Origin of the sequence: Streptomyces noursei (assembly GCF_016917755.1) — a bacterium.
Taxonomy (GTDB): Bacteria; Actinomycetota; Actinomycetes; order Streptomycetales; family Streptomycetaceae; genus Streptomyces; species Streptomyces yunnanensis.
Map to the genome: position 1 here is coordinate 5638469 of NZ_CP070326.1, position 24589 is coordinate 5663057.

At 72.9% G+C, this 24589-nt stretch carries 32 protein-coding genes and 1 riboswitch; of the genes, 10 read left to right on the forward strand and 22 right to left on the reverse strand.

Annotated elements, in window-relative coordinates; translation table 11 throughout:
* Nucleotides 1-33: 33 nt before the first annotated feature.
* Nucleotides 34-678 carry a hypothetical protein gene (locus tag JNO44_RS24985; protein WP_205366170.1) on the reverse strand — a complete coding sequence of 215 codons (645 nt, stop codon included), beginning with the start codon at nt 676-678 and terminating at the stop codon, nt 34-36.
* Between the two features lie 32 nt (nt 679-710).
* Complete coding sequence (locus tag JNO44_RS24990) at nt 711-1175, reverse strand: helix-turn-helix domain-containing protein (protein ID WP_205366171.1); 465 nt, start codon at nt 1173-1175, stop codon at nt 711-713.
* A 207-nt stretch (nt 1176-1382) separates the two neighbouring features.
* Between JNO44_RS24990 and JNO44_RS24995 the strand changes: the two genes are divergently transcribed.
* The 4 genes from JNO44_RS24995 (at nt 1383) to JNO44_RS25010 (ending at nt 4867) form a co-directional block, all read left to right on the forward strand.
* Nucleotides 1383-1739 carry a hypothetical protein gene (locus JNO44_RS24995; protein ID WP_205366172.1) on the forward strand — a complete coding sequence of 119 codons (357 nt, stop codon included), beginning with the start codon at nt 1383-1385 and terminating at the stop codon, nt 1737-1739.
* Between the two features lie 7 nt (nt 1740-1746).
* Entirely contained in the window at nt 1747-2931 is a 1185-nt protein-coding gene (locus JNO44_RS25000) for a glutathionylspermidine synthase family protein (RefSeq protein ID WP_205366173.1), read from the forward strand.
* A gap of 195 nt (nt 2932-3126) precedes the next feature.
* Nucleotides 3127-4362: a threonine--tRNA ligase gene (gene thrS / locus JNO44_RS25005; protein ID WP_205366174.1), complete on the forward strand. Its 1236-nt coding sequence runs from the start codon at nt 3127-3129 to the stop codon at nt 4360-4362.
* Between the two features lie 40 nt (nt 4363-4402).
* The gene (locus tag JNO44_RS25010) at nt 4403-4867 is read left to right on the forward strand and encodes a hypothetical protein (RefSeq protein ID WP_205366175.1); all 465 of its coding nucleotides are present in this window, start codon (nt 4403-4405) and stop codon (nt 4865-4867) included.
* On the opposite strand, the gene JNO44_RS25015 is transcribed toward JNO44_RS25010, so the two are convergent.
* Nucleotides 4857-5843 (reverse strand): maleylpyruvate isomerase N-terminal domain-containing protein, encoded by a 987-nt coding sequence (locus JNO44_RS25015; RefSeq protein ID WP_240167653.1) that lies wholly within the window; start codon nt 5841-5843, stop codon nt 4857-4859. The two genes, JNO44_RS25010 and JNO44_RS25015, sit on opposite strands and share 11 nt — an antisense overlap.
* Nucleotides 5844-5875: 32 nt before the next feature.
* A complete protein-coding gene (locus JNO44_RS25020) occupies nt 5876-6799 on the reverse strand; it encodes a putative protein N(5)-glutamine methyltransferase (RefSeq protein ID WP_205366176.1) in 924 nt (307 codons plus the stop codon).
* 397 nt (nt 6800-7196) lie between these two features.
* Here JNO44_RS25020 and JNO44_RS25025 point away from each other — a divergent pair, with 397 nt between their 5' ends.
* The 3 genes from JNO44_RS25025 to JNO44_RS25035 all read left to right on the forward strand — a co-directional run bounded on the left by JNO44_RS25025 (nt 7197) and on the right by JNO44_RS25035 (nt 9144).
* Nucleotides 7197-7616, forward strand: a complete 420-nt coding sequence (locus tag JNO44_RS25025; protein ID WP_205366177.1) for a hypothetical protein — start codon at nt 7197-7199, stop codon at nt 7614-7616.
* Nucleotides 7613-7966 carry a winged helix-turn-helix domain-containing protein gene (locus JNO44_RS25030; RefSeq protein WP_205366178.1) on the forward strand — a complete coding sequence of 118 codons (354 nt, stop codon included), beginning with the start codon at nt 7613-7615 and terminating at the stop codon, nt 7964-7966. Before JNO44_RS25025 ends, JNO44_RS25030 begins: the two co-directional genes overlap by 4 nt.
* A 191-nt stretch (nt 7967-8157) precedes the next feature.
* A complete protein-coding gene (locus tag JNO44_RS25035) occupies nt 8158-9144 on the forward strand; it encodes an aldo/keto reductase (RefSeq protein WP_205366179.1) in 987 nt (328 codons plus the stop codon).
* A 95-nt stretch (nt 9145-9239) separates the two neighbouring features.
* On the opposite strand, the gene JNO44_RS25040 is transcribed toward JNO44_RS25035, so the two are convergent.
* Together JNO44_RS25040 and JNO44_RS25045 are read right to left on the reverse strand one after the other, a co-directional pair.
* Nucleotides 9240-9545: a VOC family protein gene (locus JNO44_RS25040; RefSeq protein ID WP_235094048.1), complete on the reverse strand. Its 306-nt coding sequence runs from the start codon at nt 9543-9545 to the stop codon at nt 9240-9242.
* Nucleotides 9546-9651: 106 nt separating this feature from the next.
* Complete coding sequence (locus JNO44_RS25045) at nt 9652-10233, reverse strand: TetR/AcrR family transcriptional regulator (RefSeq protein ID WP_205370446.1); 582 nt, start codon at nt 10231-10233, stop codon at nt 9652-9654.
* 307 nt (nt 10234-10540) lie between these two features.
* On the opposite strand from JNO44_RS25045, the gene JNO44_RS25050 reads away from it, so the two are divergent.
* Complete coding sequence (locus JNO44_RS25050; RefSeq protein ID WP_205366180.1) at nt 10541-10960, forward strand: VOC family protein; 420 nt, start codon at nt 10541-10543, stop codon at nt 10958-10960.
* Between the two features lie 78 nt (nt 10961-11038).
* Here JNO44_RS25050 and JNO44_RS25055 read toward each other — a convergent pair whose 3' ends face one another.
* The 5 genes from JNO44_RS25055 to JNO44_RS25075 form a co-directional block, all read right to left on the reverse strand.
* Nucleotides 11039-11398 carry a winged helix-turn-helix transcriptional regulator gene (locus JNO44_RS25055; RefSeq protein ID WP_205366181.1) on the reverse strand — a complete coding sequence of 120 codons (360 nt, stop codon included), beginning with the start codon at nt 11396-11398 and terminating at the stop codon, nt 11039-11041.
* A gap of 145 nt (nt 11399-11543) precedes the next feature.
* Nucleotides 11544-12113, reverse strand: a complete 570-nt coding sequence (locus JNO44_RS25060) for an NADPH-dependent FMN reductase (RefSeq protein WP_205366182.1) — start codon at nt 12111-12113, stop codon at nt 11544-11546.
* A 109-nt stretch (nt 12114-12222) separates the two neighbouring features.
* Nucleotides 12223-12654 carry an ankyrin repeat domain-containing protein gene (locus JNO44_RS25065; RefSeq protein WP_067348172.1) on the reverse strand — a complete coding sequence of 144 codons (432 nt, stop codon included), beginning with the start codon at nt 12652-12654 and terminating at the stop codon, nt 12223-12225.
* A 235-nt stretch (nt 12655-12889) separates the two neighbouring features.
* Nucleotides 12890-13882: an asparaginase gene (locus tag JNO44_RS25070; protein WP_205370448.1), complete on the reverse strand. Its 993-nt coding sequence runs from the start codon at nt 13880-13882 to the stop codon at nt 12890-12892.
* 94 nt (nt 13883-13976) lie between these two features.
* Complete coding sequence (locus JNO44_RS25075; protein WP_205366183.1) at nt 13977-14735, reverse strand: RsiG family protein; 759 nt, start codon at nt 14733-14735, stop codon at nt 13977-13979.
* Between the two features lie 174 nt (nt 14736-14909).
* Here JNO44_RS25075 and dtd point away from each other — a divergent pair, with 174 nt between their 5' ends.
* Complete coding sequence (gene dtd, locus JNO44_RS25080) at nt 14910-15335, forward strand: D-aminoacyl-tRNA deacylase (RefSeq protein WP_039633993.1); 426 nt, start codon at nt 14910-14912, stop codon at nt 15333-15335.
* Between the two features lie 236 nt (nt 15336-15571).
* Here the strand turns inward: dtd and ygfZ are convergent, their stop codons facing one another.
* From ygfZ to JNO44_RS25110, 6 genes are all read right to left on the reverse strand, one after another.
* Nucleotides 15572-16552, reverse strand: coding sequence for a CAF17-like 4Fe-4S cluster assembly/insertion protein YgfZ (gene ygfZ / locus JNO44_RS25085; protein ID WP_205366184.1), 981 nt, complete (start codon nt 16550-16552; stop codon nt 15572-15574).
* A 30-nt stretch (nt 16553-16582) separates the two neighbouring features.
* Nucleotides 16583-17038, reverse strand: coding sequence for a Fur family transcriptional regulator (locus JNO44_RS25090; RefSeq protein ID WP_205366185.1), 456 nt, complete (start codon nt 17036-17038; stop codon nt 16583-16585).
* A gap of 21 nt (nt 17039-17059) precedes the next feature.
* Nucleotides 17060-18097 carry an ABC transporter substrate-binding protein gene (locus JNO44_RS25095; RefSeq protein WP_205366186.1) on the reverse strand — a complete coding sequence of 346 codons (1038 nt, stop codon included), beginning with the start codon at nt 18095-18097 and terminating at the stop codon, nt 17060-17062.
* Between the two features lie 26 nt (nt 18098-18123).
* Nucleotides 18124-18897, reverse strand: coding sequence for an ABC transporter ATP-binding protein (locus JNO44_RS25100; RefSeq protein ID WP_039633985.1), 774 nt, complete (start codon nt 18895-18897; stop codon nt 18124-18126).
* Nucleotides 18897-19940 carry a FecCD family ABC transporter permease gene (locus tag JNO44_RS25105; protein ID WP_073448418.1) on the reverse strand — a complete coding sequence of 348 codons (1044 nt, stop codon included), beginning with the start codon at nt 19938-19940 and terminating at the stop codon, nt 18897-18899. Before JNO44_RS25105 ends, JNO44_RS25100 begins: the two co-directional genes overlap by 1 nt.
* Before the next feature lie 179 nt (nt 19941-20119).
* Nucleotides 20120-20204, reverse strand: a riboswitch (cobalamin riboswitch).
* Between the two features lie 48 nt (nt 20205-20252).
* Entirely contained in the window at nt 20253-20840 is a 588-nt protein-coding gene (locus JNO44_RS25110) for a heme-binding beta-barrel domain-containing protein (protein ID WP_205366187.1), read from the reverse strand.
* A 344-nt stretch (nt 20841-21184) separates the two neighbouring features.
* Here JNO44_RS25110 and JNO44_RS25115 point away from each other — a divergent pair, with 344 nt between their 5' ends.
* Nucleotides 21185-21550 (forward strand): DsrE family protein, encoded by a 366-nt coding sequence (locus JNO44_RS25115; RefSeq protein WP_039633976.1) that lies wholly within the window; start codon nt 21185-21187, stop codon nt 21548-21550.
* A 38-nt stretch (nt 21551-21588) separates the two neighbouring features.
* Here JNO44_RS25115 and JNO44_RS25120 read toward each other — a convergent pair whose 3' ends face one another.
* The 5 genes from JNO44_RS25120 to JNO44_RS25135 form a co-directional block, all read right to left on the reverse strand.
* Nucleotides 21589-21888, reverse strand: coding sequence for a DUF3099 domain-containing protein (locus JNO44_RS25120; protein WP_205366188.1), 300 nt, complete (start codon nt 21886-21888; stop codon nt 21589-21591).
* A 166-nt stretch (nt 21889-22054) separates the two neighbouring features.
* Nucleotides 22055-22342, reverse strand: a complete 288-nt coding sequence (locus tag JNO44_RS25125) for a DUF1416 domain-containing protein (RefSeq protein WP_205366189.1) — start codon at nt 22340-22342, stop codon at nt 22055-22057.
* Nucleotides 22343-22386: 44 nt separating this feature from the next.
* Complete coding sequence (locus tag JNO44_RS25130) at nt 22387-23232, reverse strand: sulfurtransferase (protein WP_073448416.1); 846 nt, start codon at nt 23230-23232, stop codon at nt 22387-22389.
* Between the two features lie 204 nt (nt 23233-23436).
* Nucleotides 23437-23544, reverse strand: coding sequence for a putative leader peptide (locus JNO44_RS45185; protein ID WP_420882678.1), 108 nt, complete (start codon nt 23542-23544; stop codon nt 23437-23439).
* A gap of 216 nt (nt 23545-23760) precedes the next feature.
* Nucleotides 23761-24462 (reverse strand): LmeA family phospholipid-binding protein, encoded by a 702-nt coding sequence (locus tag JNO44_RS25135; protein ID WP_205366190.1) that lies wholly within the window; start codon nt 24460-24462, stop codon nt 23761-23763.
* Nucleotides 24463-24589: the final 127 nt, after the last annotated feature.

Here is a 24589-nt window from a genome sequence, read left to right on the forward strand (position 1 = left end):
CGGCCCGCCCGAGGGCCACCGCTCACCGGTGGCTCACTTCGCGGACGACGGCGGGGTGCTCTTCTTCGCCGGGCCCGCCGCGGGCTTGCGCACCGCGGTCGGCTTCTTCGCCCCGGCGGTCTTCGGCTCGGTCGAGGCGGTGGCCTTGGCCTCGGTGCGGGCCCCGTTGGCCGGCACGGTCTTGGCCCGGCCGCCGGTCTCGGCGCCGTTCTTGGCCTCGGCCTTCGCCGCCGGCTCCGGCTCGATCGCCACCGCCAGCTCCTCGACCTGCTCGGCGGCGCCGCCGCGCCAGTTCTGCACCGCGCCCCGGCCGCGCTCGGCCAGCTCGTCGTAGGTCTCCCGGGCCTGCACGGCGACCTCGGCGGCCCGGCCGACGCCGCGCAGCGCCAGCTCCTGCGCCTGGTCGCGGAACTTCTTCAGGTCCCCGTCGAGCGACCCGAGCAGCACGGTCAGCTTCTCCTGGGCCTCCTTGGCCTGCTTGGTGACCAGGGCCTGGATGTCCTTGGGGTCGGTGCTGCGGACCGACTCGAAGTGCTTGGGCGCCTCGGCCTTGATCTTCTCGACCAGCTGCGGCACCTCGCCGAGCTTCTCGGCGGCCAGGTCGGCGGTACCGGCCAGGGCGTACAGCGGGGTCGCGTCGGTCAGGGCCTTGCGGAGGTCATCGGTGGTGATGGCCATGACGTGGTTCCTCCTGGAAACGTTGGGGTTGCTCAGGTGGCGTGCGGGCCGCCGTCGGCTTCTGGCTCGTGGGGGCGGTCCCCGTCCTCGGGTCCGTCCTCGGGTCCGTCGTCGGACCGGTGCGCGGTGTCGCCGTCCGGATCGCCGCCGTGTCCGTTCTCCTTGCGGAAGGACTCGTAGATCTGCAGCAGGACCTGCTTCTGCCGCTCGTTCAGCGACGGGTCGGTGAGTATCGCGGTCTGCACCCCGGCGCCGTCCGGGCTGCGCCGCTCGTCCAGGATCCCGGCCTGGACGTACAGCGTTTCGGCGGATATCCGCAGCGCCTTGGCGAGCTGCTGGAGGATCTCCGCACTCGGTTTGCGCAGACCGCGCTCGATCTGGCTGAGGTACGGGTTGGACACCCCCGCGGCATCCGCCAGCTGCCGCAGGCTCAGCTGCGCGGTGCGCCGCTGCTCCCGCAGGAACTCGCCGAGATTGCCGACATTGAGAGAGGCCATGTCTCGATACTGCACGGTAGCGCTAACTATTGCAAGCAAGCGCTAGCAATAGTGGCGCGCGCCATGGCGGGGGCGGTGGTGCAGGGGTCCCGGAGGGTGTCAGGTGGCGGAAAACGGGTACCCGCCCGCGGTATCACCGACCGGGGTGGACACCTAGGGTGGGCGGGCAAAAGCTTGTTCGCGTACGGCCGGACGGGGGCGCCAGACATGGCAGACAAGACGGAATCAGGACAGATACGGCGACGGCTGCGCTCCAGCACCGTCGTCCTCGGCGGCATGGGAGCGCTCGCCGCTGCCCTCGCCTCCTGCGGATCGGAACCGGACAAGCGCTGCGTGGACCCCAAGAGCTACGACAGCGTCCTGGGCTACCGGGTTGTCGGCGCGGCCCGGTGCTCGCCGGCGAAGGGGACGTCCGGCACCGCCACGACCGGCCGCTGGTACTACGGGTCCGGCGGCTCCGGCCGCTACGCCGAGGGCGGCACGTTCAGCAAGAGCCAGGCCGTGGACCGCGGCGGCTTCGGCTGCTCCGGCCCCGGCTCCCGGCACGGCTCCTCGGGCGGCTGACCACGCGATGCGCCGCCACACCATCGAGCCCCGCCCCGACTGGCAGGCCCTCGTCGAGGCCCAGGGCCTGATCTACCCGCTCACCCGGTACCCCGACGACTCGCTGCGCCCCTACTGGGACGAGAGCGCCTACTACTCCTTCTCGGCCGACGAGATCGAGGAGCTGGAGGGGGTCGTCGAGGAGCTGCACGGCATGTGCCTGGCCGCCGCCGAGCACATCGTCGCCCACGACCGGTTCGCCGACCTCGGCGTCACCGATCCGCGGCTGGCCGCCAGGATCGCCGAGGCATGGCACCGGCGCGCCGAACTCCCCTCCGTCTACGGCCGGTTCGACCTGCGCTACGACGGCGACGGCCCGGCCAAGATGCTGGAGTACAACGCCGACACCCCCACCTCCCTGGTGGAGGCCGCCAGCCCGCAGTGGTTCTGGATGGAGGACCGGTTCCCGGCCGCCGACCAGTGGAACTCGCTGCACGAGCGGCTGGTGGACGCCTGGAAGCGGCAGGCGGCACTGCTGCCGCCCGGCGCCCCGCTGCACTTCGCGCACTCGGCCGCCGACGAGCTGGGCGAGGACCTGATGACCGTCGCCTACCTGCGGGAGACGGCCGAGCAGGCCGGCCTGGCGACCGAGGCGATCGCCATGGAGGAGATCGGCTGGGACCGGCTCTCCGGCCGCTTCGTCGACCAGCGACTGCGCTTCATCCGGGCCTGCTTCAAGCTCTACCCCTGGGAGTGGCTGGCCTCCGACGACTTCGGCCCGCACGTCCTGGACACCCTCGACAACGGCGGCGCCACCGGTTCCACCCTGTGGATCGAGCCCGCCTGGAAGATGCTGCTCTCCAACAAGGCGCTGCTGGCGATCCTCTGGGAGCTCTTCCCCGGCCACCCCAACCTCCTCCCCGCCCGCCTGGACGGCCCCCACGACCTGGCCGCCGGCCCCGGTTACGTCGCCAAGCCGCTGTTGGGAAGAGAGGGCGAAGGGGTCACCGTCCATCCGGCCGGATCCACCGCCGTCCGGCGCGACGAACCGTGCTGCTACCAGGAGTTGGCGCCGCTGCCGGACTTCGACGGCAACCGGGTGGTGCTCGGAGCCTGGGTCGTCGAGGGCGAGGCGGCCGGGCTCGGCATCCGCGAGTCGACCGGCCTGGTCACCGACGGGTACGCGCGGTTCCTGCCGCACATCATCGGGTGAGAAATGCCGTGCGGGCCCGGTGGCGCGCTGCTACCGTCTGCCGCATGCAGCGCGCTGGTCTGACCTTCACGACGACGCCGGAGAGAGTCCCGGCGCGCTGACTGCTGACCAACGAGTCGTAGAGCCCCGGGGCGAGTGCCCCGGGGCTTCGCCGTGTGGTCACTCGCTCCTCCAGTGACACACGAGGAGATCCCGATGAACGCCACCCCCGTCCACGACCACCGCCGGCTCGGCCGCGAGCTGGACCTCTTCGACACCGATCCGCTGATGGGCGCCGGGCTGCCCTACTGGCTGCCGGACGGCGCGGCGGTGCGGCACGCCCTGGAGGAGTACATCCGCGAGACCGAGCACCGCGCCGGCTACCAGCACGTCTACTCACCGGTCCTCGGCAAGCGCGAGCTCTACGAGATCTCCGGGCACTGGGACCACTACCGCGACGACATGTTCCCGCCCATGGACCTCGGCGGCGAGCAGGTCGTGCTGCGCCCCAGCCTGTGCCCCCACCACGCCCTCATCTACCGCTCCCGCTCCCACAGCTACCGCGAACTCCCGCTCAGAATTGCCGAGTTGGGCGGGATGTACCGCTCGGAGCGCTCCGGGGTGCTCGGCGGTCTCACCCGCGTCCGGGCCATCCAGCTCAACGACGCGCACATCTTCTGCACCCTCGACCAGGTCGCGGACGAGGCCCGCGCCGCCCTGGACCTGATCCGCCGCGCCTACGCCGACCTCGGCATCCGCGCCGCCCGCTACCGCCTCTCGCTCCCCGGCGAGGGCGGCAAGTACATCGACGACCCCGCGATGTGGCGACGCGCCGCGGCCCTGCTGACCGAGGTCCTGGACGCCTCCGGCGTGCCCTACGAGGCCGCCGAGGGCGAGGCCGCCTTCTACGGCCCCAAGATCGATGTGCAGGTCGCCGACCGCGCCGGCCGCGAGGCGACCCTCTCCACCGTCCAGGTCGACCTTCATCAGCCGCGCCGCTTCGACCTGTCCTACGTGGGCCCCGACGGCACCCGGCACCGGCCCGTGATGGTCCACCGCGCCGTCATCGGCAGCGTCGAACGCGCCGTCGCCCACCTCATCGAGGAGCACGGCGGCGCCTTCCCGGCCTGGCTCGCCCCCGTCCAGCTGGCGGCGCTCCCGCTCTCCGAGGACGAGCTGCCGCAGGCCGCCGACCTCGTGCGGCGCTGTCGCGAACGCGGTCTGCGCGCCGCACTCGCCGAGCCGGCGCAGGGCACCCTCGGCGCCCGTATCCGGGCCGCCCGACACGTCCCCTACCAGGCCGTCATCGGCCCCCGGGAGGCCCCCGCCGACCTCGTCGCGCTCCGTCTCCGCGACGGCCGCCGCCCCGCACCGCTGCCCGCCACCGAGGCGCTGGCCCGTATCGGGGCGGTGGTGGCGGAGCGCCGGGGGGAGCTGTGGGCGGACGCCTGAGGGGCTGCTGCCGGGCTCCCGGCGGGCTACTGTCGGGCGGATGCGGAAGACACACCGGCCCCGCCGGCTCGTCGTGGGCGATCAGTGCTGGCTGTGGACCGTGCGCCACCGGCACCCCGAGTGCCGGGAGGTGCTCTCCCTGCGCCGCGAGGGCAGCCGGGAGGTACTGCGGATCGTCTTCCGCCCCGGCCCCGGGCGCTTCGTCCCCGACGGCTTCCTGCACTCCGGGGCGGTCATGGACGACCGGCGCCGGTCGCTCAACCTCCATGAGCCGGGCGTCGTACGGAAGTTGCTGGACGCCGCGGTGGGGGACGCCGCCCTGCCCGTGGGGGTCCCCCCGCTCGAACGAAGTCGAGAGCGGGGGAGGACCGAGAGCCTGGGGGAGCGCGGCGCACTGCCGGTGACCGCCGGAGCGCGGGAGCGGGAGCTCGACGGCTGGCCGCTGTTCGACGCCGTGGTGGGGAGCGGCCCCGCGCCCCCCTCCCCGCGCCGCCTCACTCCCTGAGCCAGAAGCTGACGGCGTGCAGCCAGGCGTCGAGCAGCGGGACGTCGCCGCGGATCTCGACCGGGCCGGTGCCGGCACCGACCGGGGCGGGCGCGGCGCCGCGGGTGGGGATGCGGCCGTAGACGAGCAGCAGCAGATCGCTCAGGGCGCCGCGGACGGTGGTGGTGGCCGGTGCGCCGAGGGCATCGGGGGCATCGGGGGCATCGGGGGCATCGGGGGCATCGGGGGCGCCTCCCCGTTCAGGGGGGTCCCCACGCTCGAACGAAGCTGAGAGTGGGGGAGGGGGCGAGAGCGCGGGGGAGGGCGGCCGGTGCCAGGTGAGGGCGTCGGCTTCGAGGGCGATCAGCCAGTCCGCCGCGGCCTCGGGGGCGGCGTCGGTGGCCTGGAAGCGGAGGGTGTGGCCCCGGCCCATGAAGTCGGCGATCCGGGGCGTGGTTTCCCGCACCACCGGCAGGGAGCCGAAGGACATCCACTCATCGAGCGCGTCCACGGCGACGTCCTCGACGACGGCGAACGGGCGGGCGGCCCCGGCGGACCCGCCGGGGGACTGCGCGGCCACGAAGGTGGCGTCCGCGCGGTGGACCACCGTCTCGTGCGTCATCCGGCGCGCCCAGAAGGCCGGGGTGCCGCCCGGGGCCACCGTCCACACCGGGGTGTCCGGGCCGGCGGTGCGCAGGGCGTCGGCCAACTGCTCGGCGCCGTCGGTGAGCCAGGCGCCGAGCGTGGCCGCGTCCACGTCGGGGTGACCGGAGACGTCGTTGACCAGGTCGTCGGGGACCGGTTCGGCCGCCCTCGTCCGGATGATCGTCTCGGCCCAGCGGTGGGCGCCGCCCAGGTGGCGCGCCAACTGGGCGAGCGTCCAACCGGGGCAGGTGGGAACCGGCGCGGAGAGGTCCGCATCGTCGAGCCGGGTCCTCAACAGGGCGGTCTGGGCGACGATTTCGGCACAGTGGCGGTCGTAGCTCATCGAAGCCATGGGCCCACCGTACGGCCTGCCGCGGACGATGCTTAAGCGGTTTTCGTCCCGGTCGGGTCGGTCGTCCCGGTCGGTCGAGCCGGGTCGGTCGGGCGGGTGCCGATCACGACGGTGGCGTAGAGCTCGTCGGAGGTGGCCACCCGGGGGACCAGCCCGCTGCGCCGGAAGGTCTCCACGGCCCGGGGCGCCTGGCGCTCGCCGGTCTCGACCAGCAGGTGGCCGCCCGGCGCCAGCCACCGCGGCGCCGCCGCGGTCACCCGCCGCAGCACGTCGAGCCCGTCCGCGCCGCCGTCGAGCGCCACCAGCGGCTCGTGCTCGCGGGCCTCCGGCGGCAACAGGCCGACCTCCTCGGTGGGCACGTAGGGGACGTTGGCCGTCAGGACGTCGATGCGCCCCTGGAGGTGGACGGGGAGCGGGGCGAACAGGTCGCCCTCGTAGACCAGGCCGCCGGCGGCGGCGACATTGCGGCGGGCGCAGCGCACCGCGGCCGGTTCGATGTCGCAGGCGTGCAGTTCGACGCCGCCCAACGCCGCGGCCAGCGCGGCGCCCACCGCGCCGGAGCCGCAGCACAGGTCCACCGCCACGATGTGCCGCCCGGTCCGCCCGGTCCGCCCGGGAGGCCGGCGTCCGAGGGCGACGGCCTGGCCGAGCAGGAACTCGGTGCGGCGGCGCGGTACGAAGACCCCGGGGTCCACGGCGACCCGCAGACCCCCGAACTCGGCCCAGCCGAGGACGTGTTCCAGGGGATGGCCGGCCGTCCGCCGCTCCACCAGGGCGGCGAGGTCGTCCGGGGTGGGGGCCGCAGCGATCAGGAGCGCGGCCTCGTCCTCGGCGAAGACGCAGCCGGCGGCGCGGAGTCGGGTGACGACGGTGGAACGGGACGGCTCCGCCGTCTCGGTCGAGGAGCAAGTGCCCGATGAGAACAGGGACTTGGGTGACGGGTGGGGTGACGACATGGTGGTGAGCCTTTCGGGATGCCGAGGGGCGCTTCCCGGGTCACGGATGTCGGGCGGTCACCTAAGCCGGGTGGACGCACGGACGTGAGACGGGAGCACCTGCCTGGTCTGGCGGGGAATCGGTCTCACCTCCTTGGGGCGGGCGCGTGTACGAAACGGACGCGGGCCGGCACCACGTCGGGCGCCGACGGCCGGGGCAACAGTACCCGACCAGATGATCGGCAGTCAGGAGGGGAGCGTCCCGGTGCCGTTCGCGTGCGCGCCGCGGGCGGCCTCTGCCCGCGCGCGAAGAAGCAGTCGGAAAGTACTTGTCAGATTGGAAAGTTCTTGTCAGCATGATGAGTGTCGAATGAGTGAGCGAAGACCTTGCTCACTGTGACGAATGAGGGGGATGGACATGGGGGAGTACGCATCCAGCGACGCGGCGGCCGCGTTGGCCCGCGCGCAGGAGCTGAGTTCGATGGTCCGCAAGCGCACCGCGTGGTACGTGCGGTACCAAGTCGTCTACGGTTGCGCGGCCGGTCTGCTGGTGCTTGTCATCGGCCTGGTGAAGGCCCCGTTCGGGCCGGCGATCGGCGCCGGGGGCTGGGGCGCCACGATCGCCGTGCTCTCGGTCTACGCGGCCCGACAGCCCGTCGCCCGGCGGGGGTTCGGCCGCTGGCACGGCATCATGATCGGCACCTGGGCACTGCTCTACTCCGCGGTGCTGTGGCTCGGACTGCTCTTCTTCCGGGGGGATGTGTCCTGGTGGGTGCCCGGCGCGGTGGTGGTCTCCCTGCCGGGCCTGATAGGCGGATATCTGGAGGCCCGGAAGTGACGGAGACGCACGAGGCGACGGGGGCGGCCTCGGATGCCGCCCCGCCGCCCGGAAGCCACCCGCGCCACGGGCTGGACGAGGTCATCCACGCCCCGGTCCGCTTCTCCATCGTGGCGACCCTGGCCGCCGCGGAGAAGGCCGAGTTCGCGTTCGTGCGCGACACGGTCGAGGTGAGCGACTCGGTCCTGTCGCGGCAGGTCGCCACCCTGGAGAAGGCCGGCTATGTCGCCGTCACCAAGGGATACGTCGGCAAGCGCCCGCGCACCTGGCTCGCCCTCACGGCGGACGGCCGGGCCGTCTTCGCCGCGCACTGTCGGGCTTTGCGGGCCATAGCGGGCGCCGAAGGCTGACCCGGCGCCGCGGCGATCAGGGGGCCGCGACGAGGAAGCCGCGACGAGGAGGCTGCGACGGGGGTCGCCCGTAGATCAGTTGACTTGGAGCGCGCTCCAACTCGTAGCGTCGTGGACGGATCGAGGGGCGTCGGCAGCGGGCCGCCCACTCCCTCCCGTCCCATTCGTCGTACGCACCAGGAGGCAGCAACATGATGGAGATTCCCACCCGTCACCTCGGGGGACTCGCGGTATCCGCGCAGGGGCTCGGGTGCATGGGGATGAGCCACGGCTACGGCGCCTCGGACGACGACCAGTCGATCGCGACCATCCGCCACGCGCTCGACCTCGGCGTCACCCTCCTGGACACCGCCGACTTCTACGGGTCGGGCCACAACGAGGAGTTGATCGGAAAGGCGGTCGCCGGGCGGCGCGACGAGGTGGTGCTGGCCACCAAGTTCGGCTTCGCCAACCGGCTGGGCGAGCCGATCGAGATCCGCGGCGACGCCGCCTACGTCCGGCAGGCCTGCGACGCCTCGCTGCGCCGGCTCGGCGTCGACCACATCGACCTCTACTACCAGCACCGGGTCGACCCCGACGTGCCGATCGAGGAGACCGTCGGCGCCATGGCCGAGCTGGTCGCGGCGGGCAAGGTGCGCCACCTCGGCCTGTCCGAGGCGGGCGTGGAGACCGTCCGGCGGGCCCACGCGGTCCACCCGATCGCCGCGCTGCAGAGCGAATGGTCGCTGTGGACCCGCGATCTGGAGGAGGAGGTCGCCCCGGTCTGCCGCGAGCTCGGCATCGGCCTGGTGCCGTTCTCGCCGCTCGGCCGCGGCTTCCTGACGGGGCGCTACACCTCGGTCGAGGGCCTGCCGGAGTCCGATGTGCGCCGCACCCAGCCGCGCTTCGCGGACGGCAACCTGGAGCAGAACCTCGCGATCGTGGAGAAGCTCAACGAGCTCGCCGCCGAGAAGGGCGTCACCGCCGGCCAGTTGGCGCTGGCCTGGGTGCAGCACCGGGGTGACGACGTCGTGCCGATCCCGGGCACCCGCCGCCAGAAGTACCTGGTGGAGAACCTCGGGGCCGTGGAGGTGCGGCTCTCCGTCGAGGAGCTCGCCGCCATCGACGCCGCGGCCCCGGCCGGACGGGTCGCCGGCACCCGGTACGACGCCGGGAACCTGGCCTTCGTCGGCAAGTGAGGCCACCGGCCGGCGCACCCGAGCGGCGCGCCGGCCGGTGAGGCGGTGGGGCCGGCGGGGGAGTGCCCCGGCCGCCGGCCCCACCGCCGCCGGCCTCAGGCCGGCGACATCACCTCGTAGAGATTGCGGTCGGCGTCGAGGAAGAACAGGCCGCGGGGGCACAGCGGGTGGTCGATCCGGCCGTTGTCCGGGTGGCCCGGGGCGTTGCCGTAGGGGATGCCGGCGGACCGCAGGCGGGCGAGGACCCCGTCGAAGGTCTCGGGATCGACGTCGAAGGCCAGGTGGTGGCCCTCGGGGTCCGGGACGGCCATGAAGTCCAGGGTGAGCGTCTCGTTCACCCGGACCGGGGCGAAGTGGCCGTCGCGGCCGGCCGGCGGGAGCTCCGGCAGGTCCTTCCCCAAGCTCTCAACTCCGTTCGAGCAGGGGAGACCCCAACCTCAGCGAAGAAGCGGGCCGCGGCACGGTGGTCGGTGGCCGGGACGATGGTGTGGTTGAGGCTGACGGGCATCAGGCGCTCCCGGGGTCGGTGAGGGTGCCGCGGAGCAGCACGGAGACGAGTTCCTCGGTGGTGAGGGGGTCGTGGCCCGGGCCGGCGGGCGAGGGTAGCCGGCTGAAGAGCAGCCCCAGGAAAGCGGCGGCGACCCGCTCGGGGCCCAGCCGCAGCACCTCCCGGTCCGGCTCGATCAGCTCGACCACGGCGTCCTGCAGGGCGCGGAAGGACCGGGCCCGGGCGTCCTCGGGCGGAGTGCCGTCCGCCCGGGTCTGCGGCGGGAGCCCGCGCTCGTGGCGGTGCCCGGTGGCGTAGAGGCTTCTGACGACGGTGCCCATGCGCTCCATGTGGGCGCAGAGGGCCTCGGCGGCCTCGGTGAGCCGCGTGGCCAGCGGCTCGTCGAGGGGGACGGAGGCGAGCTCGCGCAGCACGTGCTCGACGCCCACGGCCTCGGCCACGCAGGCGTCCAGCAGCTCGTCCTTGTCCTTGAACGCACGGAAGATCGTGGCCTCGCCGATCCCGGCGGCGCGGGCGATCTGACTGGTGGTGACGGCCGCCCCGTGCTCCCCGATCAGCGGGAGGGCGGCGGCAACGATCATGGCTCGCCGCTGTTCGACGCTCATACCGGGTGCCCGGCGGCGCGGCGGCTTGCTCTCGGCGGAAGAGGTGGTGGGGGACATGCTGCCACGGTACGGAGTGAGCGCTCACTCCGTCAATGGGAAATGCTGCGGGAGGCGCACCCGCCGCCCCGTCCCTAGACTTCTGAAAGGCGAGCGACGGCCTTCACGCAGGCGGGCGACGCGCGCCGGCCACACCGTCGGCGGCCCGCCGACATCCGGCCCGACGTGCGACGACGACCGGCGGGACAGGCGGCCGGCCGGTGAGATCCCCGAGGGGCGGCACACCATGGAATGGAAGCTCGCGCTGGTGCCGATTCCGGTGAGCGACGTGGAACGCGCGAAGCAGTTCTACAACGAGCGGGTCGGCTTCGCCGTCGATTTCGACATCCGGCTCGACGACGGCGTGCGGATCGTCCAGCTGACCCCGCCCGGCTCGGACTGCTCGATCGTCCTGGGGGCGGGCGACGGGGTGACGCCGGTGCGCCCCGGCTCGGTGCAGGGGGTGCAGCTGGTGGTGCCCGATGTGGCCGCGGCCCGCGGCGAGTTGCTCGCCCGCGGGGTGCCGGTCGGCCCCGTGCAGCACGTGGAGAACGGGGCGCTCACCGACGGCCCCGGCGGGGCGTGGAACTCGTTCGTCTACTTCAGCGACCCGGACGGGAACGGCTGGGCCGTGCAGGAGGGCCCAGCGGACCCGGCCGACCGGTGATGACGGCGATGACGGCGATGACGGTGATGACGGTGATGGCGGTGATGACGGTGATGGCCGGCGCGTCGCCGGCCGGGATCAGACCGCGTCCGGATGGCGCTGCCCGTGGGTGGCCTCCAGGTGGGCCATGTGCTGCCGGCCCCAGGCGCCCAGCGGGGTCAGCGCCTCGTTGAGCGATGTACCGAGCCCGGTCAGCGCGTACTCGACCTTCGGGGGGACCTGCGCGAACACCTCGCGGTGGACGATGCCGTCGGCCTCCAGCTCGCGGAGCTGCTGGGCGAGCACCTTCTCGCTGATCCCCGGCAGTTCCCGGCGCAACTGGCCGAACCGCCGCGGGCCCTGGGCGAGCGCCCACAGGAGCAGCACCTTCCACTTGCCGCCGATGACGTCCACGGCGGCGTCCAGCCCGCACTCGTAGGGGCCCTTCTGTCCGCCCACGCCAACCCCCTCCACGTTCCCCGCAACGCCGGCGCGCCTGCTCGCGCACCCGCCTCAAGTATCGACGATCGCGCTGCGGTGCCCACGGCCGCGGCGGCCCGCCGGGAGCACCGCCGCGCCGTGAGGAACGCCCGGCCGGGTCGGCTCAGTTGCCGTACGGGCGGGCCGTGCGCGCCTCTCGCAGGGCCCGCGCCCACCAGGCCAGCTGGTTCAGCAGCGCGTCCGCGGCCCGGGCCGGCGGCTCCGGGTCGCGCAGCTGCCCCTGGTCGTCGAAGGGGCCGCCGGTGAGCGCGAAGCTGACCGTTTCGCGCACCGTCGTGGCGTGCAACTCGGCGAACACCAGCCGCAGTTGCTCGACCGCGCGCAGACCGCCGGAGATCCCGCCGTAGGAGACGAAGCCGACCGGCTTGGCCTGCCACTCGGCGCGCAGCAGGTCGATGGCGTGCTTGAGCGGGGCCGGGAAGGAGTGGTTGTACTCCGGCGTGATCACGGCGAACGCGTCCGCCTGCTCCACGCGCTTGGCGTACGCGATGAACTCCGCGCTCCCGTGCCGGAGTTCGTAGGGCCGGACGGCGCCCAGATCGATGACGTCGACCGTCAGGTGCGGGTGGGCGGCGCTGATGTGCCGGGTGAACCACTCGGTGATGACCGGGGCGAACCGGCCCTCCCGGGTGCTGGCGACGATCACGGCGAGGGTGTAGCGCTCTGCGGACATGTCAGGCCCTTCGTGGCGGAGTGGAGTGCAACGGCCACGACGTTAAAACCTCAATCAAACATGAGGTCAAGCGGCGGGGGCGAGCAAACACGGCCCGCCCCCGGGGCCGTCACTCCGCGCCGAACAGCTCCAGCAACTCCGTCTTCTGGAACATCCGCGCCGTCTCGATCGCCGACGGCGCACCGGCCGCCGGATCGGCACCGTGCGCCAGCAGGACCTTCACGACCTCGTCCGCCCCCTTGAACACCGCACCGGCAAGGGGAGTCTGCCCCCGGTCGTTGGCGCGATCGACGTCCCCGCCGCGCTGCAACAGGGCCTCCACGGTGGCCGGGTGCCCGTGGTAGGCGGCGAGCATCACCAGGGAGTCGCCCCTGTCGTTCGTCAGGTTGGCGGGCACGCCCGCGTCCACATAGGCGGCGACGGTGTCGGTGTCACCATGCCGCGCCAGGTCGAACACCTTGGCCGCGAGCTGCAGCACCTCGGGGTCGTGCGCGTGCTCGATCGCCTCGGGCCCCTGCGGCTCGGAATTCGCGTCACTCATGGTCGCCGGCCTCCTGCTGTGGTGGTGAGTAGCCATTACGGATGCACCGCCACTTTAGGTTTTCCCGGCCCCCTGCGTGACGGATGCGGGGGTGCGGATTCCGCCGGGTCCGCCCGGGCGCGGGAGTCGGACCGCCGTGGGGCACCCACCGACCGGCCCGGCCCGGCCCGAGGACCGGCACGGGCGGCGCAGGAGCGCCGCCCGGAACCACCACGTGGGACGCCGCGGAGCCCGCTCAGAAGGCCGCCCGAACCTCCCCCACCCGGCTCCCGCCCCCGTGCAGCGGCACATCCTCGATCCGCGCGAGCACCGCGTCCTCGACGCCCATCCCGCGCAGCACACGGGCCAGAACGGGCCCCAGCGTGCGCCCCGCGCCGTCGTCGATCTTGAAGGCCAGCGCCCGCCCGTCCGGCAGGGCCAGCGCCTGCACCGCCTCGGCGCCCATCTTGGAGAGGGTGCCGGGAAGGGCCCGCATCAGCCAGGTGTCCGGCCGGCGGGTGCCCGCGACGTACTCCGGGTGCGCCCGCATCGCGTCCGCCACGCGCCGCTCGGGCGTCCCCGGCTCGGCGAGCACGAAGTGGCGATAGGCCCGCGCCAGCCCGGTCAGCGACAGCGACATCAGCGGCGCCCCGCAGCCGTCGGTGCCGATGTGGGCGACGTCCTCGCCGCCCGCCGTGCGGACGACGTCCAGGATCAGCTGCTGGAGCGGGTGGTCCTGCGCCAGGTACGTCTCCAGCGGCCACCCGTTCAGCGCGCAGGCCGCGAGCATCGCGGTGTGCTTGCCGGAGCAGTTCATGGTGAGCGGGTCGCGGACGTTGCCGGCGGCGAGGTAGTGCTCCGCCTCCTGCGGGTCCAGCGGCAGGTCCGGCGGCGTCTGCAGCAGCTCCGCGGAGAGCCCGTGCTCGGCGAGCATGGTCCGCACCAGGTCGAGGTGGAACGCCTCGCCGGAGTGGCTCGCCGCGGCCAGCGCCAACCGCTCCCCGGAGAGGTCCAGGCCCGCCCGCAGGATCGCCGCCGCCTGCATCGGCTTGTTCGTCGAACGCGGGAAGACCGGCGCCGCGACGTCACCGAGGGCCTGCTCGACACTCCCGTCGGCCGCCAGCACCACCAGCGAGCCCCGGTGCCGGCCCTCGACGAAGCCGGAGCGGACGACCTCGGCGAGCACCGGCGACGGCACCGGACCGACCGGTGTCCCGGGCGCCGCCGCGGACGACGACTGCTCGGGTATCGGGGTGGGCGAGGACGAGGACGAGGTCTTCGACGAGGTCAAGGCCGGCCTTCCGGGGGACGGGGACCCGCTCCCGGAGGCGGCTTGTGGCCGTTCAGGAGAGCAGGTCGTCTACTTGGGCTTCGCCTTCACGGTACCTGCGTGCGATTTCCGCACTGCAATCGTCGGTCGTGCGCTGCAGGGACTGACGGCGCTGCGAGATCTGCCGCTCGTAGCGGATCAGCCGCGCCATCGCGTCGTGCAGCTCCTCGTCCGTACGGGCCGTGAGGTCCGACAGCTCGACCTCGCCGAGCATCTCGTCGGCGAGCCGGCGGTACTCCTCGCTGTGCGGGGTGCCGAGCGTCACATGCCGGGCGGACGAGCGCTGGCGCGACGGGAGGTCGGTGAGGATCTCGGGCAGCCGGTCCAGCAGCGGCGAGTGCGGCCCGGTGCGGCGGGCGATCTCGGCGCGGAGGATGTCGATCCGGCCCTGGAGCAGCCGCCGCAGATAGCTGAGGTCGGCCTCCTCCTGCTGGCAGTCGCGGCGCACCACGCGCAGTTCGGGCAGGCTCAGGCCGGACAGCTCCGGTGGGCCGGCCGGACGGAAGCGGTCGCGCTGCTGCGGGGGGCGGGCGGTCTGTGCCTGGCCTGCCTGGAGCATGGGGTCATCCTTGGTACGGGCGGGCTCGACGGGAGCCGGCGCCGGGGTGGTGGTCAGGGACTGCGGGGCCTCCGGGGCGGTCGAGGTCTCCGGGACGACCGGTCTGGGAGGCCCGGACGGCGGGACGGGGCGGGCCGGCGGCGGGCCGCCGACGGGTGCCGTACGGGCGGTTGGCACGGGGCCGGGAGTCTGGCCGGCGCCGAGTGTGGTCATGAATCGTTCCGTCCCCTCGTCCGGTGCCGCGTCCAGGGCATGTTGTCCGTGAAACGCACCGCGTGCACGCATCGTGCCACTCTGTGCGGCCCGTGTGCAGTGCCATGGCACTCGAACGGCCCTCGTGGGGGTACCCGGGCCGCGGCGTCGGGGCGGCCCGGCATGATGGCGGGTATGCGAGCTGTGGTGCAGAGGGTGAACGGCGCACGCGTCGAGGTGGCGGGCGAGACGGTCGGCGAGATCGTCGGGGAGGGGCTGTGCGCCCTGGTGGGAGTCACGCACGACGACACCCCGGAGAAGGCCGCGCAGCTCGCCCGGAAGCTGTGGTCGGTGCGGATCCTGCAGGGCGAGAAGTCCTGTTCGGACAACGGGGCGCCGCTCCTGGTGATCAGCCAGTTCACTCTCTACGGTGACGCGCGCAAGGGCCGTCGTCCCACCTGGCAGGCGGCTGCGCCGGGCCCGGTCGCCGAGCCGCTGGTCGACGAGGTGGTCGCCCGGCTGCGGGCGTTGGGCGCACAGGTGGAGACCGGACGGTTCGGCGCGGACATGAAGGTGTCGCTGACGAACGACGGGCCGTTCACGGTGCTGCTGGAGGTCTGAACGGCTCCTGGGCGCTCCCAAGGGGGGAGGGGAACGGATCCCCTAGGGGACGCGAAGGCCCCCTGCGGGGCCACAACGCGGCGGGCCCGGACGCGCATTCCCGGGGCGCATTCCCTGGCACGAATTCCCTGGCACGGATTCCCGGGGGCGCATTCCCGGACATGCATTCCAGGGGCGCCTCACCGGGTGGGGCACGAGACGGCCCACCCCGTAGGGCGCCCCCGTGCGCCCCGCTCCTACGGTTCGACCACGACCTCCTGGGCCGCCGCCGTGCTGCCCGCGAGCAGCACGGCGTCGGTCGGGACGTTGCGCTTGACCAGGGCCAGGGCGATCGGGCCGAGTTCGTGGTGGCGGGCCGAGGTGGTGATGAAGCCCAGCTGGCGGCCCTCCTCGCCGTCCGCGGCCAGCCGGACCGGCGTCCCGTGCGGCGGGAGGTGGACCTCGCTGCCGTCGAGGTGGAGGAAGACCAGGCGGCGCGGCGGCTTGCCGAGGTTCTGGACCCGGGCGACGGTCTCCTGGCCGCGGTAGCAGCCCTTCTGGAGGTGGACCGCGCCGCCGATCCAGCCGACCTCGTGCGGGATGGTGCGGTGGTCGGTCTCCAGGCCGAGCCGCGGGCGGTGCGCCTCGACGCGCAGCGCCTCCAGGGCGAGGATGCCGATCGCGGGGCCCCCGGCCGCGGCGAACGCCTCCAGCTCGGCGCGCGGCAGGAACAGGTCGCGGCCGTGCGGGGTCTCCCGCACGACGGTGCCCTCGGGGGCCTCGACGATGGAGCCGGCCGGGAGGTGGACGACGGCGAAGTCGTCGGTGCGGTCGGCGACCTCGACCCGGTAGAAGAACTTCATGCTCTCCAGGTAGGCGATCAGCGCCTCCTGTTTGCCGGGCTCGGTGTGCAACCAGGTCGTCTCGCCGTCGTCGACCAGGTAGAGCGCGTGCTCGACGTGGCCGTTCGCGGAGAGGATCAGGGCCTCGGTGGCCTGGCCGGGCGGGAGTTCGCTGACGTGCTGGGTCAGCAGCAGATGCAGCCAGCTCAGCCGCTCGGGGCCGCTGACGGTCACCACGCCGCGGTGCGAGAGGTCCACGAAGCCGGATCCGTCGGCGAGGGCACGTTGCTCCCGGAACAAGTCGCCGTAGTGCGCGGCGACGCCTTCGTCGGGGGCCTCGGCGGGGACGGCGCCGGGCAGCGACAGCAGAGGGCTGGCGGATGAATGTCGCAGCATGGGGCCAGCCTACGACCAGTAGGCGGCGTGCTACCCGTTCCCCTCGGCCGTACCGCCGCCCTGCGCGGCCCGGGCCGCGCAGCCCGTGCACCGGCCGAAGATCGCGAAGTGCTTCATGTCGGTCTCGAAGCCGAACTGCTTGCGGAGGGTGGCCGCGAACGGCGCGGCGACCGACAGGTCCGCCTCGATGACGTCGGTGCAGTCCCGGCACACCAGGTGGATGTGGTGGTGGCGGTCGGCGAGGTGGTAGGTGGGCGCGCCGTGCCCGAGGTGGGCGTGGCTGACCAGCTCCAGCTCTTCGAGGAGTTCCAGGGTGCGGTAGACGGTGGAGATGTTGATGCCGCCGGCGGTCTTGCGCACCTCGGTGAGGATGTCGTCCGGGGTGGCGTGCTCCAGCCTGTCCACCGCCTCCAGCACGAGTTGTCGCTGCGGGGTCAGGCGGTATCCGCGCCTGCGGAGGTCGCTCTGCCAGTCGGTGGTCACCACACGGCCAGTGTAGGAGGGCGGTCAGTCGGTGCGCACGCCCCGCAGATAACGGGCGAGGTCGCTGATGGCGGTGGGATTGCGGGGGCTTTCGACGAGTTCGGCGTAATCCATCACGTAGATGCGGTGGTGTTTGATCGCCGAGACGCCGGCGATCGGGGCGTAGGACTCCAGGAACGCCTTCTTCTGCGCGGCGGAGGTGTCGCCGTAGTTGTTGATGACGATGACGTCGGGGTCGCGGGCGACGACGGTCTCCCAGCCGACGGTGGTCCAGGAGTCCTTGAGGTCCTTCATGACGTGGTCGCCGCCGGCCTTGGTGATGATGTCGTGCGGGGCGGCGTACTTGCCGGAGGTCAGCGGCTTGTCGCGGCCGTCGTCGTAGAGGAAGACGGTGGGGCGGTGGGCGGGGGTCCTGGCGGCGGCGTCGGCGACCTGCTTCTGGTACGCGCGGATCAGGGCCTGGGCGCGGTCCTCGACGTCGAAGATCTTTCCGAGGGTGGTGAGGTCGGTGTAGAGCGCCTCCAGGGGCGGCATCACGCCGCGGGCGCCGGCGCCGCTGCCGTTGTGGCAGGACTCGGTCAGGACGTAGGAGCCGACGCCGAGCTTCCCGAGGGCGGCGGGGGTCAGGCCGTTGCCCTCGCCGAAGCCGTAGTTCCAGCCGGCGAAGACCAGGTCGGCCTTGGCGTCCAGGGCCATCTCCTTGGTGAGGGCCTTCTTCGACAGCCAGGGGACCTTGTCGTAGGCGGCCTTCCAGGGGACCTTGGTGAGGTCGCCCTTGTCGTCGGGCATGGCGTAACCGGCCATCCGGTCCTCCAGGCCCAGCGCGAACATGATCTCGGTGATGCCGACGTCGTTGGTGACCACGCGGCGCGGGGCGTGCGGGTAGGTGGTCCGGGTGCCGCAGTTGGTGACGGTGACGGGGTAGTGCCCCAAGGCGTGCTCGTCGGTGCCGTGGGTCGGGTCGGCGACGTGGGCGCCGCAGCCGGTGACGGCCAGGGCCAGGGCGGCGAGCAGGGCGGCGGGGCGCAGGGCGCGGCGGGCGGGGCGCGGGGCGTGAGGCATGGGGTTCGGGTTCCTCGGGAGCGGGCTCAGGCGGCGGGCAGGCGGTCGAACAGCAGCTGGACGGCGCCGGTTTCGGGGTGCCGCACGCGGTGCGCACGGACGCCGAAGACCTCGGCGAGCAGCTCCGCGGTGAGGACGTCGTGCGGCGGGCCGGAGGCGACGATCCGGCCGTCGGCGATGACGTGCAGCTCGTCGCAGTGCACCGCGGCGAGGTTGAGGTCGTGCAGCGCGGCGAGCACGGTCAGCCCGCTGTCCCGGACCAGCGCCAGGACGTCCAACTGCTGGGCGATGTCGAGGTGGTTGGTGGGCTCGTCCAGGACCAGCACCTGCGGTTCCTGGGCGAGGGCGCGGGCGATCAGGACGCGCTGCTTCTCGCCGCCGGAGAGCCGCAGGAAGCCCCGCTCGGCCAGGTGGGCGGCGCCGACCCGGGCCAGCGCCCGGTCGCAGAGCGCGCGGTCCGCGGCGCTGGGCCGGCCCGAGCCGCGCTGGTGCGGCAGCCGTCCCATCGCGACGACCTCGGCGGCGGTGAAGTCGAAGTCGGTGCCCGCCTCTTGGGGCAGCGCGGCCAGCAGCCGGGCGGCCTCCCGGGCGGTCAGCGCGTGCAGGTCGGTGCCGTCCAGGTGGACGGTGCCGGCGGCCGGGCGCAGGGCGCGGTAGACGCATCGCAACAGGGTCGACTTGCCGCTGCCGTTGGGGCCGACCAGCCCGATGAGCCGGCCGCTGCCGGCGGTCAGGGTGACGTCGTGGACGAGCCGCTGCCCGGCCACCGCCACCGACAGCCCGGAGATGTCGAGCCGCATCAGGCACCGCCTCCGAAGGTGTAGCGGCGGCGCCGCATCAGCAGGACGAAGCAGGGCACGCCGATCACCGCGGTGATCACCCCGACGGGCAGTTCCACGGGCGCCATCAGCACCCGGGAGAGCAGATCGACCCAGACCAGCAGCACCGCGCCCAGCAGCGGCGCGACGGCCAGCACCCGGCGGTGGTCGGCGCCGACCAGCATCCGGGTGGCGTGCGGCACCATCAGCCCGACGAAACCGATCGCGCCGCTGACCGCGACCACCGCGCCGGTGGCCGCGGCGGCCACCACGAACAGCTCGCGGCGCAGCCGTTCGGGGTCCACGCCCAGTGCGGCGGCGGTCTCGTCGCCCATGGCCAGGGCGTTCAGCCGGCCGGCGGAGAGCAGCAGGTGCGTCAGGGCCGCGGCGACGGCCAGCCCGGCGATCGGAACCGAGCCCCAGCCGGCGCCGCTGAGGCTGCCGAGCAGCCACATCATCGCCGAGCGGGCCGATTCGCCGCGGTCGGCGGTGAACACCATCAGGGTGGTGATCGCGGAGAAGCCGTAGTACATCGCGGTGCCGGTCAGCACCAGCCGCATCGGGGTCAGCCCGTGGGCGGTCCGGGCGGCGGCGTAGACCAGGACCATGGCGAGCAGCGCGGAGGCGAAGGCGGCGACGGACAGCGCCCAGACGCCGAGCGCGGCGAGCGTCCCGAAGAGCAGGACGGCGTTGGCGCCGACCGCCGCGCCGGAGGATATGCCGAGCACGAAGGGGTCGGCGAGGGCGTTGCGGACCAGGGCCTGGACGGCGACGCCGATGGCGGACAGGCCGGCGCCGACGACCGCGGCGAGCACCGCGCGGGGGAACCGCAGCTCCCAGACGATGGTGTACGCGGCGACCTCGTCGGGTCGGATGGTGCCGCCGGTCAGTCCGGCGCCCAGATAGCGCAGCACCTGCGGCCAGCCGATCCCGGCGGCGCCGAGGGCGGTCCCGCACAGCAGCGAGCCGGCCAGGACGGCGGCCAGGGCGACGGCCAGGGGAAGGGTGCGGACGGGACGTGCCAAGGGTGGTCAAGCCTTCGGCTCGGGCCGCGTGCGTGGGGGTCCTCCCTGCTCCTTGAGAGCTTGGGGAGGATGAGGAGCGGCGGCCCGGGCTCCCCCAGCTAACGCTGGGAGGTGCCCCAAGGCGACGGCGGCGTCCCCTCGCAGTCCACGGCGAGTTGGTGTGGATCCGGCGCCGCCGCGGGTGATCGGGCTTGCGGAACGGCGCCCTTTCGGGACGTCCGCATACCGTTGCGGGTCAGCGCCGGACTCTCACCGGACTTCCCCCGCGGGGCGCGTCATGCAGTTGTGGTGCGGGCCGGTCGGCCCGGGGGCTCAGCCCTCGTACGGCGTGCCGTCCGGGCGGAAGAAGGAGACGCCGTCGGGCATGTCGTCGGGCAGGCTCTCGGCCCACTCCTTGAGGTCGGCGACCTTCTTCAGCTGCGCGGACATGTAGGGGCGCAGCGGCACCTCCGGGGTGGACTTCTCGCCCACCCACATCAGGTCGCCCTTGACGTAGCCGTAGAGCCGCTTGCCGCCGCTGTACGGGCTGGCCGCGGCGGTCCGTGCGATGGCGTCGGTGGCGAGGTCGATCTGCGGCTTCTTGTCGGCCAGCTCGCCGTACCAGATCTCGACGACGCCCTGGTCGCGGGTCATCACGACCTCGACCTGGCGGCCCTCGTCGACCCGCCAGAAGCCGGTCTCGGTCTCCAGCGCGCGGAGCTGCTTGCCCTCGCTGTCGAGCACCCACGTGCGCGAGGTGTATTCGAGGAAGTCGCGGCCGTCGTGGGAGAAGACGACCTCCTGGCCGAAGTTGCACTTCTCGGCGCCGGGGAAGTCGAAGACGCCGGCGCCCTCCCAGCGGCCGAGGAGGAAGGCCAGCGGGACCAGCGACGGGTTCAGGTCGGACGGGATCTCGATCATGAGCTCAGGCGATCTGTAGTGGGGGACAGAAGGGGCGCGCGAAGCGCTCCTATGAAGGGTGGTGGGCGACGGGTGGGCGTCAGCGCTGGCCCTGGTACAGCTTCTTCCAGGTCAGCCCGGCGAACGCGATCACGCCGACGGCGACCAGAACCAGCAGGGTGGTGAAGAATGCCTCAAGCACGAGCGCGCTCCTTGGGCGGAGTGAGGTGTTACGGACCGCCTGCGAGTCTAGTCGGCGCTGTCGGGGGCGGCGCTGTGAGGTCCGCCGTGGTCGTGCGCCCGGTCGCCGGACTCCCCGCAGGGCGTGCGCGCCCCGGCGGCCCGGTCGCGCCTACGCTGGGCCCATGGCGAAGAAGCTGGTGATCAAGGTGACGGCGGGCGCGGACGCGCCCGAGCGGTGCTCGCAGGCGTTCACGGTGGCGGCGGTGGCGGTGGCCAGCGGCGTAGAGGTGTCGCTGTGGCTGACCGGGGAGTCGGTGTGGTTCGCGATGCCGGGGCGGGCGGCGGAGTTCGAGCTGCCGCACGCGGCGCCGCTGCCGGAGCTGATCGACGGGATCCGCGCGGGCGGCGGGGCGATCACGGTCTGCACACAGTGCGCGGCACGCCGCGGTATCGAGGAGAAGGACCTGATCGAGGGGGCGGGCATCGCCGGTTCCCAGCTGTTCGTCAGCGAGATCATGCCGGAGGGCGTGCAGGCGCTCGTCTACTGAAGCGGGCCGGCTGCTGAAGCGGGCCGGGCGATCGAGCGTCAGCTCCGGCGGCGGTCCTGGTCGTCGCGGTCGTCCAGCTCGCGCCACCAGCGGTCGGACTCCGGGTCGCCGGACTCGTCCCACCAGCGCTCGCCCGGTTCGCGGCGGTTGCCGATGACGGCCGCGACGGGCGGGATGACCATGGCGACGACGCACATCGCGACCGCGACCGGCACGGACCACAGCCGCACCACGCTCCACGCCAGCACGAACAGCACCAGGCACACGCCCATCAGGACGAAGTACCGGCGATGGCGGCGCTGCGGCGGGCTGAGCCGGCGGTGCGCATGCGCGTACATACGTCCACGGTAAGTCCGTCGCGGCCCGGAAAGAAGCCCGGACGGGGGTGCCCTCCGCGCCGGGGCGGCACAGAGGGCCGCACCCCTCAGCCAAGGCGTCCAAACCCCTGGGGTGCGGCCCTCCGGCCGTCCGGACCCGGGTTGCGGGTCCGTCACGCGCGTGCCGTCAGACGGCGATGGCGACCTCCACCAGCCCGCCCTTCTGGGCGACGACCGTACGGTCCGCGCTGCCGCCCGGCACGAGCGCCCGCAGGGTCCAGGTGCCCTCGGCCGCGTAGAAGCGGAACTGTCCGGTCGCGGAGGTGGGGACCTCGGCGGTGAACTCGTTGGTGCTGTCCAGCAGGCGGACGTAACCGGTGACGGGCTGGCCGTCGCGGGTCACGCTGCCCTGGATGGTGGTCTCACCGGGCTTGAGGGTCGAGGCGTCCGGGCCGCCGGCCTGTGCTCCACACATAGCGGTACTTCCTTGAGGGGTAGGGAGGAGAGGGGCTCTCGGGCTTACTTGTTGGCGCCGAGCTCGATCGGGACGCCGACCAGCGAGCCGTACTCGGTCCAGGAACCGTCGTAGTTCTTGACGTTGGTCTGGCCGAGCAGCTCGTGCAGCACGAACCAGGTCAGCGCGGAGCGCTCACCGATGCGGCAGTAGGCGATGGTGTCCTTCGCCAGGTCCACGGCCTCCTGCTGGTAGAGGGCGGTGAGCTCCTCGTCCGACTTGAAGGTGCCGTCGTCGTTGGCGTTCTTCGACCACGGGATGTTGCGGGCGCTGGGCACGTGGCCGGGGCGCTGCGACTGCTCCTGCGGGAGGTGCGCCGGGGCCAGCAGCTTGCCGCTGAACTCGTCGGGGGAGCGGACGTCGACCAGGTTCTTGGTGCCGATCGCGGCGACCACGTCGTCGCGGAAGGCGCGGATCGAGGTGTCCTGGGCCTGGGCCTGGTACGCGGTGGCCGGGCGGCGGGGGACCTCGGCGCCGTCGACCAGGTCGCGGGAGTCCAGCTCCCACTTCTTGCGGCCGCCGTCGAGCAGTTTGACGCTGTCGTGCCCGTAGAGCTTGAAGTACCAGTAGGCGTAGGACGCGAACCAGTTGTTGTTGCCGCCGTAGAGGACGACGGTGTCGTCGTTGGCGATGCCCTTCGCGGAGAGCAGCTTCTCGAAGCCCTCCTGGTCCACGAAGTCGCGGCGGACCGGGTCCTGGAGGTCCTTCTTCCAGTCGATCCGGACGGCGTTCTTGATGTGGTTCTTGTCGTAGGCCGAGGTGTCCTCGTCGACCTCGACGAGGACGACCTTCGGGTCGTCCAGGTGGGCCTCGACCCAGTCGGCGTCTACCAAGACGTCGCTACGGCTCATGTCGGTCTCTCCTCCGGGGCAGTTGCGGGGGGCGGGATTGAGGGGTGCACACGGGTACGCCGGACGGCGCGGCGCGACGGGATGCGCGCGGCGCTGTACTGGGGACTCGTGGAGGGGCGCGGCCTTGGGGAGGCGGCCGGCCGGGACCGGTGGGTCACCCCCGCTCCGTTGCGGAAGAGCGCGGGGGAGGGAGCCAACGGCCCGTCAGACAGGGCGACAGAGCATGGCGGCGACACGGCACAGGTCGACTGCCCGCCGCTTCGTCAGTACCGCCTGTCTCCGTGGACGGAGACCGCTCCATGCGCTCTGCATGGCACCGATCGTAGGGAGGGAGAGCGCGGCATGTCACCGGTGTGTCAAATGGCGAGATGTGATTGTCCGCGATGCGGGATGCGTGTGCCGGGAAACGAGGTCCGGAGGGTCCGGCGGGGCGCCGCCGCAGAGGGGGGTCTGGTTTACGGACTGGGGAGTCTCAGGGTGTGGACGGGTGGCGGCCCGGTGGGGCGGTCCGCCACCCGCCGGGGCGGGTCAGCCGGTGAGCTTGACGTCGGTGCCGGACGCGGTGACCGTGATGCCCTGCGCGGTCGTGGTGACCTTCTCCAGCTTCAGGCTGCCCGGCAGCTGGTCCAGCTTCCAGCCGTGGTCGGTCTGGGCCCGCACCTTGCGCTCGCAGCCGGGGATCGCCTGGCACATGGCGGGGATGCGCTCGGCCCGGACCTGGACGGTGTCGCCGTGGGCGATGTCGATGGTGCCGGTGACGTCGAACGAGCTGAGCAGCGGGATGTTGGGGGAGATCTTGACCTGGGCGCGGCCGTTCTTCTCGCCGCCGTAGGAGATCTTGACGCCGCCGCCGGCCGCGTTGGTCATGTCCGCGTAGGAGATCTCGGCCGTGGCGTTGGCCGAGGCGGCGCTCTGGATGGAGGTGTAGTCGCTGGTCAGCGCGACGTCGTGGAACTGCGCCGAGAGGTGCTTGAGGGTCAGCGTGCGCCCCTCGGAACGGGCCGCCACATGGTCGAGTTCGGCGTCGACCTCGTCGAGGTTCCGCCCGGCGACCTGGGTCAGGAACGGGAAGCCCTTGATGGAGACCTCGGGCGTCGAGGTGATCCCGTTCATGCTGCGGAGCTTGTCCGCGGCCTTGCTCTCGGCGAGATTGACCGCGACGCGGTCGGCCGCCACGAACAGCCCGCCGAATATCACGACGAGCACCAGCAGCACCTTCAGTGCGCGCATCGAACCACTACCCCCACTTGTGACCGCCGGGCCGGGGTGCGTCCCGTCGGCCGATTCGTCCAATCCGGTACGCGAGCCCACGGCCCCCGGCCCGCGCTCCGGGAACCCTAGACGAACCGGTCGCCGG

What these genes read in the sequence shown, in the direction of transcription:
- JNO44_RS25110 (WP_205366187.1), bottom strand. Translation starts at nt 20,840, where the DNA reads ATGATCGAGATCCCGTCCGACCTGAACCCGTCGCTGGTCCCGCTGGCC.
- thrS (WP_205366174.1), top strand. Translation starts at nt 3,127, where the DNA reads ATGAACGCCACCCCCGTCCACGACCACCGCCGGCTCGGCCGCGAGCTG.
- JNO44_RS24995 (WP_205366172.1), top strand. Translation starts at nt 1,383, where the DNA reads ATGGCAGACAAGACGGAATCAGGACAGATACGGCGACGGCTGCGCTCC.
- JNO44_RS25115 (WP_039633976.1), top strand. Translation starts at nt 21,185, where the DNA reads ATGGCGAAGAAGCTGGTGATCAAGGTGACGGCGGGCGCGGACGCGCCC.
- JNO44_RS25035 (WP_205366179.1), top strand. Translation starts at nt 8,158, where the DNA reads ATGATGGAGATTCCCACCCGTCACCTCGGGGGACTCGCGGTATCCGCG.
- JNO44_RS25095 (WP_205366186.1), bottom strand. Translation starts at nt 18,097, where the DNA reads ATGCCTCACGCCCCGCGCCCCGCCCGCCGCGCCCTGCGCCCCGCCGCC.
- JNO44_RS25010 (WP_205366175.1), top strand. Translation starts at nt 4,403, where the DNA reads ATGCGGAAGACACACCGGCCCCGCCGGCTCGTCGTGGGCGATCAGTGC.
- JNO44_RS25050 (WP_205366180.1), top strand. Translation starts at nt 10,541, where the DNA reads ATGGAATGGAAGCTCGCGCTGGTGCCGATTCCGGTGAGCGACGTGGAA.
- JNO44_RS25100 (WP_039633985.1), bottom strand. Translation starts at nt 18,897, where the DNA reads ATGCGGCTCGACATCTCCGGGCTGTCGGTGGCGGTGGCCGGGCAGCGG.
- ygfZ (WP_205366184.1), bottom strand. Translation starts at nt 16,552, where the DNA reads ATGCTGCGACATTCATCCGCCAGCCCTCTGCTGTCGCTGCCCGGCGCC.
- JNO44_RS24985 (WP_205366170.1), bottom strand. Translation starts at nt 678, where the DNA reads ATGGCCATCACCACCGATGACCTCCGCAAGGCCCTGACCGACGCGACC.
- JNO44_RS25125 (WP_205366189.1), bottom strand. Translation starts at nt 22,342, where the DNA reads ATGTGTGGAGCACAGGCCGGCGGCCCGGACGCCTCGACCCTCAAGCCC.
- JNO44_RS25120 (WP_205366188.1), bottom strand. Translation starts at nt 21,888, where the DNA reads ATGTACGCGCATGCGCACCGCCGGCTCAGCCCGCCGCAGCGCCGCCAT.
- JNO44_RS25060 (WP_205366182.1), bottom strand. Translation starts at nt 12,113, where the DNA reads ATGTCCGCAGAGCGCTACACCCTCGCCGTGATCGTCGCCAGCACCCGG.
- JNO44_RS25025 (WP_205366177.1), top strand. Translation starts at nt 7,197, where the DNA reads ATGGGGGAGTACGCATCCAGCGACGCGGCGGCCGCGTTGGCCCGCGCG.
- JNO44_RS25130 (WP_073448416.1), bottom strand. Translation starts at nt 23,232, where the DNA reads ATGAGCCGTAGCGACGTCTTGGTAGACGCCGACTGGGTCGAGGCCCAC.
- JNO44_RS25045 (WP_205370446.1), bottom strand. Translation starts at nt 10,233, where the DNA reads ATGATCGTTGCCGCCGCCCTCCCGCTGATCGGGGAGCACGGGGCGGCC.
- JNO44_RS25075 (WP_205366183.1), bottom strand. Translation starts at nt 14,735, where the DNA reads ATGACCACACTCGGCGCCGGCCAGACTCCCGGCCCCGTGCCAACCGCC.
- JNO44_RS24990 (WP_205366171.1), bottom strand. Translation starts at nt 1,175, where the DNA reads ATGGCCTCTCTCAATGTCGGCAATCTCGGCGAGTTCCTGCGGGAGCAG.
- JNO44_RS25065 (WP_067348172.1), bottom strand. Translation starts at nt 12,654, where the DNA reads ATGAGTGACGCGAATTCCGAGCCGCAGGGGCCCGAGGCGATCGAGCAC.
- JNO44_RS25000 (WP_205366173.1), top strand. Translation starts at nt 1,747, where the DNA reads ATGCGCCGCCACACCATCGAGCCCCGCCCCGACTGGCAGGCCCTCGTC.
- JNO44_RS25015 (WP_240167653.1), bottom strand. Translation starts at nt 5,843, where the DNA reads ATGGCTTCGATGAGCTACGACCGCCACTGTGCCGAAATCGTCGCCCAG.
- dtd (WP_039633993.1), top strand. Translation starts at nt 14,910, where the DNA reads ATGCGAGCTGTGGTGCAGAGGGTGAACGGCGCACGCGTCGAGGTGGCG.
- JNO44_RS25135 (WP_205366190.1), bottom strand. Translation starts at nt 24,462, where the DNA reads ATGCGCGCACTGAAGGTGCTGCTGGTGCTCGTCGTGATATTCGGCGGG.
- JNO44_RS25020 (WP_205366176.1), bottom strand. Translation starts at nt 6,799, where the DNA reads ATGTCGTCACCCCACCCGTCACCCAAGTCCCTGTTCTCATCGGGCACT.
- JNO44_RS45185 (WP_420882678.1), bottom strand. Translation starts at nt 23,544, where the DNA reads ATGCAGAGCGCATGGAGCGGTCTCCGTCCACGGAGACAGGCGGTACTG.